Annotated in this window: 14 protein-coding genes; 9 read left to right on the plus strand and 5 right to left on the minus strand. The window is 45.3% G+C overall.

Annotated features, from left to right (window positions below; all coding sequences use genetic code 11):
- Positions 1-16: 16 nt before the first annotated feature.
- The 3 genes from ACLSSO_RS02585 to ACLSSO_RS02595 form a co-directional block, all read right to left on the minus strand.
- Positions 17-559: an FMN-binding protein gene (locus ACLSSO_RS02585; RefSeq protein WP_413943961.1), complete on the minus strand. Its 543-nt coding sequence runs from the start codon at positions 557-559 to the stop codon at positions 17-19.
- A 16-nt stretch (positions 560-575) separates the two neighbouring features.
- On the minus strand, positions 576-1466 hold the full coding sequence (locus ACLSSO_RS02590; protein ID WP_413943962.1) for a DUF6662 family protein: 891 nt from the start codon (positions 1464-1466) through the stop codon (positions 576-578).
- 144 nt (positions 1467-1610) lie between these two features.
- Positions 1611-2834, minus strand: coding sequence for a DNA recombination protein RmuC (locus tag ACLSSO_RS02595; RefSeq protein WP_413943963.1), 1224 nt, complete (start codon positions 2832-2834; stop codon positions 1611-1613).
- 109 nt (positions 2835-2943) lie between these two features.
- Here ACLSSO_RS02595 and menA point away from each other — a divergent pair, with 109 nt between their 5' ends.
- Genes menA through ACLSSO_RS02615 form a run of 4 tightly spaced genes read left to right on the plus strand, consistent with a single transcriptional unit; the run spans position 2944 to position 6270 of the window.
- Positions 2944-3831, plus strand: coding sequence for a 1,4-dihydroxy-2-naphthoate octaprenyltransferase (menA, locus tag ACLSSO_RS02600; RefSeq protein ID WP_413943964.1), 888 nt, complete (start codon positions 2944-2946; stop codon positions 3829-3831).
- The gene (gene menC / locus ACLSSO_RS02605; protein ID WP_295904125.1) at positions 3828-4820 is read left to right on the plus strand and encodes an o-succinylbenzoate synthase MenC; all 993 of its coding nucleotides are present in this window, start codon (positions 3828-3830) and stop codon (positions 4818-4820) included. The genes menA and menC overlap by 4 nt, the downstream gene beginning before the upstream one ends.
- On the plus strand, positions 4796-5956 hold the full coding sequence (locus tag ACLSSO_RS02610) for an AMP-binding protein (protein WP_295904123.1): 1161 nt from the start codon (positions 4796-4798) through the stop codon (positions 5954-5956). The genes menC and ACLSSO_RS02610 overlap by 25 nt, the downstream gene beginning before the upstream one ends.
- Positions 5953-6270: a (2Fe-2S) ferredoxin domain-containing protein gene (locus ACLSSO_RS02615; RefSeq protein ID WP_295904120.1), complete on the plus strand. Its 318-nt coding sequence runs from the start codon at positions 5953-5955 to the stop codon at positions 6268-6270. Before ACLSSO_RS02610 ends, ACLSSO_RS02615 begins: the two co-directional genes overlap by 4 nt.
- Positions 6271-6286: 16 nt before the next feature.
- On the opposite strand, the gene ACLSSO_RS02620 is transcribed toward ACLSSO_RS02615, so the two are convergent.
- Positions 6287-7873 (minus strand): hypothetical protein, encoded by a 1587-nt coding sequence (locus tag ACLSSO_RS02620; RefSeq protein ID WP_413943965.1) that lies wholly within the window; start codon positions 7871-7873, stop codon positions 6287-6289.
- Positions 7874-8066: 193 nt separating this feature from the next.
- Here ACLSSO_RS02620 and ACLSSO_RS02625 point away from each other — a divergent pair, with 193 nt between their 5' ends.
- Entirely contained in the window at positions 8067-9803 is a 1737-nt protein-coding gene (locus tag ACLSSO_RS02625; RefSeq protein ID WP_413943966.1) for a hypothetical protein, read from the plus strand.
- Positions 9804-9809: 6 nt separating this feature from the next.
- Here the strand turns inward: ACLSSO_RS02625 and ACLSSO_RS02630 are convergent, their stop codons facing one another.
- The gene (locus ACLSSO_RS02630) at positions 9810-10265 is read right to left on the minus strand and encodes a YkgJ family cysteine cluster protein (RefSeq protein ID WP_295904113.1); all 456 of its coding nucleotides are present in this window, start codon (positions 10263-10265) and stop codon (positions 9810-9812) included.
- Between the two features lie 93 nt (positions 10266-10358).
- Between ACLSSO_RS02630 and ACLSSO_RS02635 the strand changes: the two genes are divergently transcribed.
- From ACLSSO_RS02635 to ACLSSO_RS02650, 4 genes are read left to right on the plus strand one after another with little or no spacing between them, the layout of a single operon-like run.
- Positions 10359-11315, plus strand: coding sequence for a polyprenyl synthetase family protein (locus ACLSSO_RS02635; RefSeq protein WP_295904110.1), 957 nt, complete (start codon positions 10359-10361; stop codon positions 11313-11315).
- On the plus strand, positions 11312-12379 hold the full coding sequence (locus ACLSSO_RS02640) for a prenyltransferase (RefSeq protein WP_413943967.1): 1068 nt from the start codon (positions 11312-11314) through the stop codon (positions 12377-12379). Before ACLSSO_RS02635 ends, ACLSSO_RS02640 begins: the two co-directional genes overlap by 4 nt.
- Entirely contained in the window at positions 12355-13110 is a 756-nt protein-coding gene (locus ACLSSO_RS02645) for a class I SAM-dependent methyltransferase (protein ID WP_413943968.1), read from the plus strand. Before ACLSSO_RS02640 ends, ACLSSO_RS02645 begins: the two co-directional genes overlap by 25 nt.
- On the plus strand, positions 13088-14260 hold the full coding sequence (locus ACLSSO_RS02650; RefSeq protein WP_413943969.1) for a hypothetical protein: 1173 nt from the start codon (positions 13088-13090) through the stop codon (positions 14258-14260). The genes ACLSSO_RS02645 and ACLSSO_RS02650 overlap by 23 nt, the downstream gene beginning before the upstream one ends.
- Positions 14261-14284: the final 24 nt, after the last annotated feature.

Here is a 14284-nt window from a genome sequence, read left to right on the forward strand (position 1 = left end):
CTGCGCGTGGCGTGTTTCATTTTTGCAGAGCGATTTTATAGATGGAAAGAAGTCGTTTCACGCCGTCTGTGATATTGCGGCTGGAAAGGGTTGCTCCGCTGATATTTGGAATATCGACGTCGAGCTTAAATGGATCTGACAAGGTTTTTCCGACAAAATGTTTTCTCCAGCTGGAGTCACGAACCTGGCCGCCTTTGGTTTCGCGGTAGCTCATGATTTCAAGACCTAAAACTTTTCCTTCTGGAGAGATAGCGACACTGTAAGTGATGAACTCATGTTTTCCGATCACTTCATCAATGATGAACCAACCTAAGAGCTTTCCTTTTTTTTCGGCACGCCAAGCTTGAACTTCCTTTTTGCGCTGACGAACTTTAGCAATCTCTTCGATTTTTTCTTTTTGATCATCCGTCAAAGTCACAGGATTCGCGACAAAGGTGTCGGCTTCAGGGAAAAGAACTTTTTGAGCCTGCTCCGTCGTGAAGTAATCCGTGGCATACGCCATAGACGTGATCATCGTGACGGGAAGAAGAGTAAGATATTCTTTTCTAAACAGGCTCATGCAAGTCCTTACGAGCTTAGAAGTTAAAGCCCACTTTTAAACGAGTTTCGTATTTTGTTTTTTCGATGAGGTGAAGGTTGTTGTCGTCTTGCGCATCAAACTTTTCACCGCCACCGCTGACTTGTTGAATCCAAGTCAAAGTCGCCCACCATTTTTCACTTCCGTAGTGCACGCTTGGGCCTGTGAAAACAGTCCAGCGCTCTGTGCCCACTTCAGTTTCATATTCACTCTCAAAAAGAGCTTCTGCTCCGACAAACCAGTTCGGCATGAAACGGTATGCAACACCTGTGTCCGCTGTGAAGCCGATTTCAACTTCCGGTTCTACAGGCCAGTCAAATCCAGGAGGAAGATCGTTCAAATCTCCGCGACGCGCATAAGTCGTTTCAAAGCCCAAGTTTGAAGACCAAACAACTTCACCTTCAAGGAAGTATTTTTGAGCGATGAAAAGAAGTTCCATCGAGTAGCTGTCTTTGTTTTGACCCGAATGTCTATCTAACCAATTGTAAGAGAAAGAAAGGTAAGAAGAAAGACCGATGTCGTCTTTTGCTGGACTTAAAAAATTGTATTTAAGACCGGCCTCAACACCTGAAGGACGAAGTGAAAGGTTGTTGTCTTTCGGCAAGTAACCATCGACAGACAAACCAGACATTTCAACTTGCAACATCTGCAAGCTGCCAGAAAGTGACAAGCTGTCAGTAGCGCCGTACTCAACTTCTGTTTTTGAATCCAAAGCGTGGTATTTACCCGCACCTTTGTTATCACGAGAAGTCAGGATCTGATAAAGCTCCCAACTTCCTTTTGGAAGAGTTTCAGCGCCCTTAACGTAACCAAGAAGATTTTCATCAGCGCGTGCAAAAGACGCCTGCACCAGAACTGTTACTAGTAAACAAAATCCTAATTTTTTCATGTATTTCGCGTATCCTTAAGTAGGCTTAATGTTGAACGCTAGCAAGTACGCTAACGCTTTCGCGATGTCATGAAGACTTTTGATATTGATAATCAGTTGAAAACGCACTTTGATGCATCAGATCATAACGTCTATTCAAAGACCTTAGGCGTTTTCCAGTTGAGGCAGGGATTTTTCCGTTTTTGCTCCCAAACGCTTTAAATCTTCCACTTGATCAATCAAGTTTCCACGGCCTTCCGAAACCTTCTTGATGACCTCTTCGTGAGCTTTTTGAGCGGCTCCCAGTTTTTCACCTAAGTTTTGGAGATCTTTAAGAAGACCCGCGAATTTTTCGTAAAGAAGGCCGCCACGTTTAGCGATCTCAAGCGCATTTTTTTCCTGACGATCTTGTTTCCACAAAGCCGCCACTGTTCGCAAGGTCGCCAAAAGCGTTGTCGGGCTCACAATCGCCACGTTTCTTTCCCAAGCGTATTGGAAAAGTTCAGGTTTTAATTTAAACGCCAACGCAAACGCGGGCTCCAAAGGCATAAAAAGAATCACGAAGTCAGGAGAGATCAACTTGTCAGCCGCGTGATATTTTTTCTCGGATAAACCATCGATGTGTTTTTTCAAAGACTCCACGTGAAGTTTTCCCGCGCGCTCCTGATCTTCCGGAGTTTCCGCTGACGTGTATTGTTCGTAAGCGATCAAGGTCATTTTCGAGTCGACGATCAAATGCTTTTCGTCAGGCAAATTCACGATGACATCTGGACGAAGAATCTGTCCGTCCTCACCGCGTAAATCCATGTCTGTGCCCTGAATGATGTACTCATCACCTTTGCGCAGACCAGAGCGCTCAAGAATGTTTTCAAGAATCAACTCGCCCCAATTTCCTTGGGTTTTCACTTCGCCCTTTAAAGCTTTCGTAAGATTTTGAGTTTCCGCTGACATAACTTTGTTCAATTCCATCAGTTTCGTCAGCTCACCGCGAAGAACACCGCGCTCGGAACGCTCTGTGGAGTAAGTCTCTTCCACTTTTTTCTCGAAGTCTTTGATGCGTTCTTTGAGAGGTTCCAAAACAGAGGCGATGTTTTTGTGATTTTGATCCGTGAACTTCGCTGATTTTTCTTCAAAGATTTTTTGCGCAACGACTTCAAACTGCACGTTCATGCGGTTTGCCAGTTCTTCTTGGTGCTTGCGTGCTTCGGCCATCAAAGATTTTTGCTCTTGAATGCTTTGTGAGAGGAGGTCGTTTTTCATCTGCAAAGCTTGAACTTCGGCCTGCAATTGCGCTTTTTCTGCGGCGGCTTGGGCTTTATTTTTAAAATAAACCACGAGACCCGAAATGATGGCTCCTGCAATAAAAGCGGCAATGGCGATGAAATTCATAAAGGCCTCCTCTGACTTCCTCTTTCTGCCCTCAGAATTTCCTTTGGTCACGGAAAAAAGAATCTGATACAACAGCCTTTTACTGAACTCTTAACAATGCGATGCAAAAATGACTTCTGCGACTCAAATTAAAAGTATTATTCTCGCTTTTCGCCCTAAAACTTTAACAGCCGCTCTGGTTCCTTGCTTGGCAGGAACAGCGTTGGTCAAAGCCATCGGTCTTTCTTGGGACGGATGGGTTTTGTTTTACGCTTTGATGGCGTCGTTCCTTATTCAAATCGGCACAAACCTTGTGAATGATGCCGTGGATTTCAAAAAAGGTGCGGATACAGAAAAACGCATCGGTCCTCAGCGCATCACGCAAGCGGGAATTCTAACTGCAAATCAAGTGATGGCTTTGGGATCTTTGTGTTTCCTTTTGGCGGTTTTGTGTGGAGTGCCTCTGGTAATGAAAGGCGGCTGGGTCATTGTCGCTATCGGTGTTGCTTCAGTTTTGATGGGATACTCTTACACAGCAGGACCTTTCCCTTTGGCTTACCTGGGATTGGGTGATCTTTTTGTGATCTTGTTCTTTGGTCTTCTTGCGGTGACGGGAATTGTTTTCCTGAATACAGGTAAGTGGCTCACAGAAGCTTTGGTTCTTGGATTGCAGATCGGTTTCCACGCAACAGTGCTTATTGCCATCAACAATCTTCGCGATCACAGCGGAGACGCTTTGGTGAATAAGAAAACTTTGGCCGTGCGTTTTGGTGTGCAGTTTTCTCGTTGGGAGATTGCGACCCTGTGCTTTTTGCCATTTGTACTCAATATCTACTGGTGGACAGAAGGGTATAAGATCCCTGCGATCTTCTCTTTGTTTGCTTTGCCTTTGGCGGTGAAAATCACAAAAAATGTTTTCTCTACCGAACCAAGTCCGGCCTATAATCGTTTCTTAGGACAAGCAGCAGGATTGCATCTTGTCTTTGGATTACTTCTCGCGATTGGATTTGCATTTTGATTAAAATCTCCTACAGCCCTTACACTCTCAAGCCTGTTCAATCTTTGAATGCTGTTTCGTCAGCGGCGCCTCGCGAGGGTGTGCTTCTCAAAGTAGAATGGTCTGACGGTCTGACGGGCTATGCTGATCTTCATCCGTGGCCTGAGTTGGGTGATTTGTCTTTGGAGGATCAACTTTCAGAACTTCGCCGCGGTCGCATGTCTGTGCAAATCGAACAAAGCATTTGGCTGGCTCGCAGAGACGCGCAACTTCGCAAAGATAAAAAAAGCGTTTTTGAAAGTGGCGAAAAAATCAAAAACAATTATCTGCTGTCGGATTTTAAACTCATTAAGCCCGGCTTTTTAGATGAATTAAAGACAGAAGGTTTTACGACTCTAAAAATGAAAGTCGGCAGAGATCTGCAGGAAGAAGCCGATATCCTCACGCATATTGCAGCTGCGGGACTTAAGATTCGTTTGGATTTCAATGCGGTTGGAAGCTGGCAAACTTTTGAAAGATTCATTGGCAATCTACCTCCGACCGTACGTCCTTTGATTGAGTATGTGGAAGATCCGTTTCCTTTTGACGTGAATGCGTGGAAGGAAGCAAAAAAACTTGTGAAAATTGCCATCGACAATCAATACGACCGCGTTCCTTGGGATCGCTTGGTTGCTGCGCCTTTTGATGTGATCGTGATGAAGCCTGCAAAAACGGACATCGATAAAGCCATCGAACGTTGTAAGAAGTGGAATTTAAAAGCCACAGTGACAAGTTACATGGATCATCCCGTCGGTGTCGCACACGCCATTGGTGTTGCGATGGAGCTTAAGAAAAAATACGGTGAGATGATTTTGGAAGCTGGATGTTTGACTCACAGACTTTATCAAATGGACCCATTTGCGGCAGAGATTTCAACACAAGGCCCGTATTTATTGAAAGTGAAAGGCACAGGAGTTGGTTTTGACCGACTTCTTGAAGCAACGTCGTGGTTTCAAATCAAAATGAATTAGATCTTTATTCTGAGAAGAACGAAATTCTTCTTAATCCACGATGGCCCAAGGAGGACTATGAAAAACTTTGGGCTTTGGCGTCTCACGTTCAAGAAAAAAGAAAACTGCAAGGACATGTTTGGATTGCGACTTCGGGTTCCACGGCAGATTCAGTCGCGGGAACGAAACTTGTCGCTCTTTCAAAAAAAGCTCTCTTAAATTCAGCCCACTCTGTAAATAAACATTTAAACAGCACTTCGCAAGATGTGTGGACTCAAGTCCTTCCTCATTTCCATGTGGGCGGTCTCGGTATTGAAGTGCGTGCTTCCCTTGTTGGTGCGCGAGTGGTTCCCTCTTTGAAGGAACAAAAGTGGGATGTACACCACTTTTATGAAACTCTAAACGCAGAAAAGTGCACCCTGTCAGCCTTAGTTCCAACGCAAGTCTATGACCTCGTCACACATTCGTACAAAGCGCCTTCTTCGATGCGCGCGATTGTTGTGGGCGGCGGTGTCTTTGAAGTCGAGCTTTATAAAAAAGCCCGCGCTTTAGGATGGCCGGTTCTTCCAAGTTACGGAATGACAGAGACAGCTTCACAGATTGCCACGGCGACTTTGCAATCGTTGGAACAATCTGAATACCCATCAGTAGGTTTGCTGTCGCACGCAAAAGTGCAAAGAAACGCTGACGGTTTTTTACAGATTCATGCGACCTCGCTATTTACCTGTTATGCCCAAAACACGACAGAAGGAATGAAGTCGTGGGATCCCAAAACCGACGGCTGGTTTACAACGGAAGACCGTGGAGAAATCATCGACGGGGCTTTGCATATTCAGGGACGCAGTAAGGACTATATTAAAATTGGCGGTGAAGGTACCAACGTCGCTCGTTTGCGATCGCTTTTGGAAACCACGGCCTTGCAAATGAATCCGAGCTGGCCTGCGAAGTTGGCTCTGCTGGATATGCCTTCTGACAGATTGGGGAGTGAGATCCATTTAGTGAGTTTGCTCTCAGCGGACGACACGGAAAAAGTGGTACAGGTCTACTCAGAAAAAGTGCTTCCCTTCGAAAAAGTTCGTAAAATTTATTATATCAATGAAATTCCCCGTAGTGATCTTGGTAAAGTGTTGTGGGGAGAGTTAAGGAAACGGTTATGAAGCAAGAAGAAAATCCGTGGTCAAAAGGTGTTGTTTTGGTTTGCACAAAGTGTGGGAAGTCGATCAGTCCTAAATCTTTGCATGAAGAAGGCAATGCCGGAGAAAATCTTAAAACATTTTTAAAAAAATCATTTAAAGAGAGCGGCGACCTTTCAAAAATCCGCATCGTGACTTCAAGCTGTCTTGACGTGTGTATTGATGAATATCAAGCAGTGACGTATGCACCTGTGCAAGGTCCTACAGAAACTTTCATCGTTCATCCTGAAGAAGATCGTGAAAAGCTTCTGCAGCACCTGCGTGAAAAAATTAAATAGATCTTATTGGCAATGCCTAAGGTTGCACATTGAGTTCACGGGCTTTCGATGAAAGACCGGATGAACTTAAGTTGAAATGATAAATGCCGCTAGCGGTGCTAGATGACTTAAAATAGACGGTCATCGAAGTCGACTGGGCGGCAATCGACACATTGGAAATTGTTGTGCCTGCGCACGTCGAATCAGAATAGAAACTTCCTACGTTAGACTCTTGTGTGCCCAGAATAATATTTGTCGGCACACTCACAGGAATTAACGTTCCGTTGTCATTGACTGAAACTACACGGAAAGCAAAACAGGTATTTCGAGTCACGTCGCGAGGTCCCCAGATATCCACAGAGCTTACTGTTGCTTTCGATGTCAGATCCGCTCGCATAGCAATCGGACTTGCATCATAGACTAGAGAACCCGCCGTGCCTGTGCCAACCATGGTGATTGCAAAGTCTGTCATAGTTCCAGAGTCCGTTGGTGACGGATTGTATTTTACATAGGCCGTGATTTCGGAACTGTAAGACGCAAACGCAAAGTTGGAAACTTCCGTTACACACGAAGAGCTTCCGTAAAACTTCACCTGAGTATCGGCGGAAGTCAAAGTCACGCTTCCCGGAAATTGATCATAAGCCGGAGCGCGATTGTAGTTATATGCACGTATTTTGATTGGATAACAGAGACCTTTATAAATTTGGTGAATGTACTCTTCCGCCGCAAGCCAACGGTAGGATGATGCAGCCGAAGAGTCGCGCAGGATAACATCGGTATAGTTGGCATCGGGAGTTAACGCTGATGACTGAACCACGCGGAATTCAAAGATTTGATTCAAAGGTGTTTCTGGGAATTTGTAAATGACATCTGTTCCGTCGGTGTTAGCAGGAATAGTAAACGTGCTTTGAGTCGCCGGAGTTCCACTGGCGCAATCTTGCCAACTCGTATAAGCTTGCACCTTGCTTGTGGCAGAGCCACTGATGCGTCCTTCCAAACTAAAACTAATCGCTGTGGGAGTGGTCACTCGATAGCCGCCGGCACTGAGCACAGACACGCGGAAAGAATCGCACGTACTCGCGCCTGCGAAACCTCGAGGCCATGTTTTTTCTAAAGTAATTCTCGTAGGGGAATTGTTGGAGCCCGGTGAAGTCCCTGAATTATTATCAACCAAAGTCAAAGTCTCGGTATCACCAATTAAAGACTCACCCTTGATGTAGAGATAATCAACGTGGCTGCCGTTGGAACCAGTTTGAATGCCCCAGATATTTTGTAAATCGTTTTTCGTCAGATAAATATCAAATGTTCCGTCCGAACAATCGCGGTCATTTGTCGTTCCCACGGGCAATGCTGTGCCTGTGATGTCAGGGTTTACAGGAGGTTGGTGCCAAAGTTGTTTGTTAAAACTAATAAAGACATTGCCGACGCGACTGTCGCAACTTCCTTGCACGCGAGCATAACCTTGCAACTCGAAATCTTGATTAAACGGGCTTGTCCCTTTAAGCGAAGGCGCTGGAAGTTTTTTACCTAACGAGGATACGTCCAAGTCAGGATCTTTGCAGCCCGCTAAAAAGACAGCAGATAAAATAAGAGCAATAAGATATCGGCCAGATACGTTCAACATGCTCTACTCATCGACAAAGAACGAGAGCATCTAAAGATTCAGAATGAGATTATTAATAGAACTAAGGGATTGTAAGAGTTCTGTGTCAAATAGAAGCAAATAAAAAATGTATTAAGAGTGAGTAAACATATTCATATTTTCGCCTGAAATTGCCGAATAATTAAGCATGAAGTTCGGAGCGTTTCTTGTTTTCATGAGCTCGCTGTTTCTTTTTGAGACGGCAGCGACCGGGGCGCCTGCGACCTTAACTTATCAAGGCAGGATCGTTCGGTCGGACGGGACTCCTTTGGAGTACTCGAACGTCAGTTTTATTTTTCAACTCACAGATCCGTCCGGTCAGTGCGTGATCTATCAGGAAAAAGTCACCGGGATTAATATGACAAACTCCAAAGGCGTTTTTGATGTGCCTCTTGGAAACGGTGTCGTTAATTATCCTTTGAGCGGAACTTTTTCTATTCTGGATGCTTTCAATAATTCGGCCAGTTTCACGTGCGGCGCGTGCGTGGGCTACAACTGTGTCGACAGCACGAGCACGTATTCCTCTTTAAGTGCGGATGGCCGCGTGTTGCGCGTGCAGTTTCATGACGGTGCGGGATGGAAGACGATTTCTCCTGACAGTTTGATTCGCACGGTTCCTTACGCGGGTTACGCTTTGTCGGCGCAAAAAATCGGAACCAATGTCGCGTCAGACTTTTTGTTAAAAGCAGGTCTTCCTACTTGTGGAGCCAATCAATTTCTTTCTTGGAATGGATCAGCGTTGGCGTGTTCTTCGGCGATGACGTCGTTGCCGAACACGACGGTGAATGCGGGATCTTATGGTTCTAGTACGCAGGTTCCGACCTTCACGGTCGATGCGCAGGGACGTATGACCGCCGCCGCAAATGTTGCCATTCCCACAGCGAGTGGATCCTCCACAGGTCTTCTTACGGCGACAGATTGGAATGCGTTTAATAGTAAACTTGATGCTTCCGCCATCACAGGATTCTTTTCTAAGGATGGAAATAGTTTTGGAGCGGCTGCCACCTTAGGAACGAACGATGCCTTTGCTTTGAATTTAGAAACCAATGGAGCTAACAGAGTGACGGTCACAAGTGGAGGCAGCGTCGGTGTCGGCACGACTTCACCGGGGGCGAAATTTCACGTTGCACAAGCCGCTTCAGAAAATCCCTTCCGCATTTCGCATTCCAATGGGTCCGCGATCATTGATGTCGATTGGGCAGGGCGAGTGAGCATGGATACCAATATCAATTCGACTGTGCCTCTTTTGAAAGTGGGAAATGGAAATTTCGGTGGAACTCTTTTAGAGGTGAATGGAAAAAGTTCGACAAGCGGTGTCCTTCTTTCCGTCAATCAGGCAAGTTCTCCGCTTTTCGCAGTGACAACTTCGGGTGTTGGTGTGGGAACGACATCGCCGTCTTCGACATTCACGGTGCAGGGAACAATTGAGTCAAAAACAGGAGGAATTAAATTTCCAGATGGCACTGTGCAAACGACAGCAGCGACGGCTTCCACCTTACCGAGTGTCGTGACTTTCTCTACATCAAATACAAGTGTGACAACGTCTTCAGCTCCTTCTTTTGTGACTCTGTATAGTGCGACGTGGACGGCGCCTGAGAGCGGAAAAGTGCTTATGACGATGTATAAAATTGCTCCTTACTTATTTGGTTGTGCTGGAGGAAATTTTGGTTTCAGATTCACTGTCAATGGGTCAACAGGAGCTATAAATAATCATAACTTCATTTCAAATATTGCCCGTTACCAAAACGGCGAAGCTGTTTTTGCTCCGACGGTTGACACTTTTAACGTGATAGCGGGAACAACGTACACACTCGCGATTCAATATTTTTCTCAGAGTTTTAGTTCGTGCACGATCAATACGCGCGGAAACTCCAGCGGCAGTGATACCATTGTCATTCAGTATATAAACTAGAGCGAATTATTTGCCCCAGCCTTTTTCGCTTTCAAGTTGTTCACGCAATTGCGCTTCGATTTTTTCAGCCGGGATTACGGGGCCGCGACCAACTCCGGGACAAAATGCTTTCACATCTTTTGCCCATGATTTTGCGTTCATCACTTCAGGCCAGAACGGCCAAGTACGACATTGTGTTGGGCGAGCTTCGTAGACGCCGCAAGCTTTTCCTTTAAGGAACATGCAATCCGGATTTTTTGGGTCTTCTTTCAGATGCCAGATGCCGCCGGTTTTTTCGCAATAACGGCGCGTGAAAGTGGAGGTGCTGATTTTCAAATATTTCGCAAAACGTTGGCGGTCTTCCAGGCTCAAATAAACAAAACCGTATTCGCCGTGAGACGTACAGCATTTGCCTGAACCCGTGCATTCAAAACGAACGCCTTCTCGCCACCATTCTTTTCCCGTGAATTTGAACTCTTCCATTATTTTCCTTGCACTGAGAGCTCAAAATAAGGCCGAAGAGCCTTGACAGCAAGCAGATAAATCGCGAAGTTAGGACCTCTCCAGGAGACGAAATTGCAGCGAAGTGTCATTGATCTTAAAGTCTATGATCCAAAGGATTTTCCGGCCTATTTGCCCAAGCTGAATAAGCTTTATGACGACCTCTTTGCGGGCGGCAAAGGCTTTCGCGCAAAATTGATCCGCATGATGGGAGCAAACCTCTCATTAGATCCCAAAGCAGAACTTCTTTTGGGGCAGACAATTGAGTTTATTCACAATGCTTCTTTGCTTCACGACGATTTGATCGATCGTTCGCACCTTCGTCGTGGAAAAACAGCGGCTTGGCTAAAGTACACTCCGGAGTACGCGGTTTTGGCGGGTGATTACTTGCTTGCGCGCGTGATGGTGAATCTTTCCGGTCACGGCAATATCAAACTTGTTCAGTACACAGCCGAAGTGATTTCCGATTTGCTTGAAGGGGAGTGGTTGCAGGACTCTGTGGTCGGCGACTTCTTTGTGACTTTGGAGCAGCTAGATCGCATTCACAATTTGAAAACAGCAAGCTTGTTTAAGTGGTGCATTCGCGCACCATTTATCGCGCAAGAAAGATACGACGAAGAACTTCATCGCATCTTGGAAGAGATGGGTACATTGTTGGGACAACTTTTCCAACGCAGTGATGATCTTCTTGATTACGATATTCGTAACGACGAAGGAAAAGCGATCTTGGGCGACTTGAAATCCGGCTATTTGAATTCTTTCGGTGCTTACGTTTGTAAAAACCGTTCTCGTCAAGAGATCGACAGCATCGTGAAAAGCAAAAACTTGGAAGAGTACTACGCCAACATCGGTGGCAAAGCACAATTCGATCAGAAGCTTCTTGAGTTTGATGAAATGAACAAAGGCCTGATCCAAATGTACAATCATCATTTGGATCGTCTAAAAACATTCCTGAAGCCCGGCGAAGAAAAACTGATCGATCAGCTTCGTCCTTTGACAGAGATTCTTTACTGGAGAAGGAAGCCTTCGTGAGTGAATTGATCACGCTTTCTAAAAACTCTCCGGAGTTTGAATCCTACTTGATGGGAACTTTTGCTAAAGACAAAAGAGCTTTGCCATTGCAAACGCTCAATGTGAATTCGGCATCAGAGACTGTCACGTTTCGCGTGGTTCCTGTCGACAGTATTTCTCGTCCTTCCTCACTAATTGTCTTTTTAAGAACTTTTAAAGCGCGCAGTTTTTTACTAATTCTTGTGCCGCTTTTTTTAATCCTCACTAAAAATATTGTCGATCAAACGATCCTTGATCCGATCACAACAGGCATTGCGACTTTGGGAGTTCTTTTGGCATTTGCCGCTGTGAACTTGCGCAATGATTATATGGATCACCTTAAGGGTGTCGATCGTGTGTTGGAAAAAAGCGGAAGTCGCGCTATTCAAAATGGCTGGGTGACAGCGGCGCAAGTGAAGTCATCATCGACGATTCTTTTGGCTCTCGCGATTCTTTGTGCGCTTCCGATCGTTTTTGCTTTTCCTGTGGTTGCCGTGGTGATTGCTTTGGGATTGGCTGTGGGACTTTGGGCGCAGTTTAAAAAACAAAACTCATTTAAGTATCAAATCGGTGGCGAGTTTGCGCTGTTTTTAATGTTAGGCCCTTTGCTCACAGTAGGTTACCAACTTTCTATGGGCGCTCGCTTTGATCAGGAAAGTTTCTGGTTGGGGTGTGTGTGGGGTTGGTTGGTTCTTTTCATCGTGCACTTAAGAAACTTCATCAGCATTCTTCCCAGTGTTCAGGCGGGTTTCACAAACACAGTGAACTGGTTGGGCTTTGATAAATCGCGCCGCTTGCTTGCGGCGTGGTGGGGCCTCTTTGTTGGTTTCAATCTGATTTATCATTTATTGTTTGCTGGCGTTTACTGGGGAGTTTATCTTTCCATCGTCTTGTTCTTCTTGTCGGTGACTTTCGTTTACAAACTTAAGAATCTTTCAAGTCCGATCGGAAGTGAGCTTCGTGGCGTTTTCCGTTCAGGCTTTCAACTTTTCTTACTCACCATAGGCCTTTGGGTATTTGAATGTCTGTGGTATCTGCTTCACTAAATTCTAAGATTTGTGTTGTCGCTTCTTCGGAGGCTCTTTCTAAAGCGCAGGCATGGGCTGATTTTTTCAAGTGTCCTCTCAATCCCGTAAACCTTTCCGATTTCTTTTTTCATTTTCATGTCGAAAATGATCGCGTTTATGTTCGTGATTTAGAAAACCGCCTGCTTGAAATTGATTTTGATAAAAATCATCTCGATTACGAACGCAAAGGTCATCGCGGAAAAAATGAATTGATCGCAAAAGCTTTGGGTGTAGCCAAAGGCTATCGCAAAGTTTTGGATCTTTCCGTGGGACTTGCCGTGGACAGCGTTTTTCTGACTCAGTTGGGATTTGAAGTTACGGGGGTTGAGAGATCTCCGGTTCTGTATGCGCTTCTTAAAGAGGCCTTTGCAAAAACTGAAAAAGAATATCTGAAATCGTATCAATTGCATTTCTCCGACAGTCTTCAGTTTTTGAAAGAAAACAAAGGTAAACTCGATATTGAATGCATTTATTTTGATCCGATGTATCCGCACAAGAAAAAGTCAGCACTTCCCAAACAAGAGATGGTGGTCTTCCGTGATCTTGTTGGACACGACGACGATGCTGCGGAAGTTTTAAAAGAGGCTCTGACATGGCCGGTGCAACGAGTGGTGGTGAAGCGTCCGATGCATGCGGAAGAACTCTTGCCAGGGGTTCGTCACTCTTACGAAGGAAAGGTGGTTCGCTATGATACTTATGTGGTTGGGTAGTTTTGTCCTGATGATGTTTGGTCTGACTGAATCACAGAAGCACGCAGCGGCTTTCTTTGCAAAACTTCAAAAGTCTTTCTTTGAAAAAGGCTTTGAAACAACGACAGCGAAAATCTTTGTGCGCGCTTTGGATGTTGTGGTTTTAGAGGCGTCACCGCAAAAATCTCTTTATTCGGGACTGGCATTATATAACTTGCGCATTCTAAATCTGCGCGCGAGCAACTTAATCATGTGCTTAAGCATTCTCGGTGCGTGGTGGGTTTTGATTCTGGGTTTGTTATTTTTAAGCTTTAACGGATTTTTTCTTTTGGGTCTTTGTGCCTTAGGGCTTATCGGTGTGTGGCAAGCTCCGAAAGCTAAATTACTTTTAAAGTGGATTTTCGCGGTTGGTGTTTTCCTTGTTGGCGGTGAAACGATGCTTAGAAATTCGAGCGTTGTACAAACGGTTCTTGGTCAAAGTGATTTGGCCTTTTTCCTTGCCGATGGTCGCTTTGGCGCCGTGATTGGAATTTTATTAGCGAGTGTTCTGATCAGCTTTATCATCCAAGTAGAGTTTTGGTCCTTGGCCATGGCGCTGTCTTTACTTTTGACGAATACGATTTCTTTTAATGGCGCTTTGGCCCTTGTTGCCGGTGAAAGAATCGGGCGCATGATTTTATTCTGGTGGCGCAGTCGCGGCCTGAATCAAGATTGCCGTCGTATCGGATGGCAGCTTTCTGCGGTTTCTATTGTAGGTGTAATCATTGGATTTCTTGTCGCAGGGGAAGCACGCAGTTATTTTGATTTGGGGTTTGGCTCGGATCTTTCGGCATTCCAAGATAAAAGCCTGCAATTTGTTTTATTGTTCGGCGTGATTTTATTTGTTCAGTTTTTCGCGCAAATGATCTGGGGTCATTTCGGAAGTCTTGCCAAGGTCGATGAACTTCAAGACGCCAAATATTTCCCTCCCAAATGGGGAGAGTTTGAACTTCTGTCTCCCACCGCAATGAGTTGGGCGAAAGAAAAGGTACACAAAAGGCTGAGTGAAATTCGCTATCACTTGCAGGGACTTGGAACTTTAAAGGAAGGTCAAGTGCCGGAGCACATTCAAGCTCGTCTTAAACTGGAAGAGCAGCAGTTGTCCTTGCTAGACCAAAGTCTCAAGATCTGAAAAGGGTGACACGTTTTCGGGAGG

Source organism: Bdellovibrio sp. HCB-162 (genome assembly GCF_047344985.1).
Taxonomy (GTDB): Bacteria; Bdellovibrionota; Bdellovibrionia; order Bdellovibrionales; family Bdellovibrionaceae; genus Bdellovibrio.

Excerpts from the sequence above, each read along its gene's own strand:
- ACLSSO_RS02615 (WP_295904120.1), top strand. The coding sequence starts at position 5,953 with ATGAAGCAAGAAGAAAATCCGTGGTCAAAAGGTGTTGTTTTGGTTTGC.
- ACLSSO_RS02590 (WP_413943962.1), bottom strand. The coding sequence starts at position 1,466 with ATGAAAAAATTAGGATTTTGTTTACTAGTAACAGTTCTGGTGCAGGCG.
- ACLSSO_RS02595 (WP_413943963.1), bottom strand. The coding sequence starts at position 2,834 with ATGAATTTCATCGCCATTGCCGCTTTTATTGCAGGAGCCATCATTTCG.
- ACLSSO_RS02585 (WP_413943961.1), bottom strand. The coding sequence starts at position 559 with ATGAGCCTGTTTAGAAAAGAATATCTTACTCTTCTTCCCGTCACGATG.
- ACLSSO_RS02650 (WP_413943969.1), top strand. The coding sequence starts at position 13,088 with ATGATACTTATGTGGTTGGGTAGTTTTGTCCTGATGATGTTTGGTCTG.
- ACLSSO_RS02645 (WP_413943968.1), top strand. The coding sequence starts at position 12,355 with ATGTCTGTGGTATCTGCTTCACTAAATTCTAAGATTTGTGTTGTCGCT.
- ACLSSO_RS02620 (WP_413943965.1), bottom strand. The coding sequence starts at position 7,873 with ATGTTGAACGTATCTGGCCGATATCTTATTGCTCTTATTTTATCTGCT.
- ACLSSO_RS02625 (WP_413943966.1), top strand. The coding sequence starts at position 8,067 with ATGAGCTCGCTGTTTCTTTTTGAGACGGCAGCGACCGGGGCGCCTGCG.
- ACLSSO_RS02630 (WP_295904113.1), bottom strand. The coding sequence starts at position 10,265 with ATGGAAGAGTTCAAATTCACGGGAAAAGAATGGTGGCGAGAAGGCGTT.
- menA (WP_413943964.1), top strand. The coding sequence starts at position 2,944 with ATGACTTCTGCGACTCAAATTAAAAGTATTATTCTCGCTTTTCGCCCT.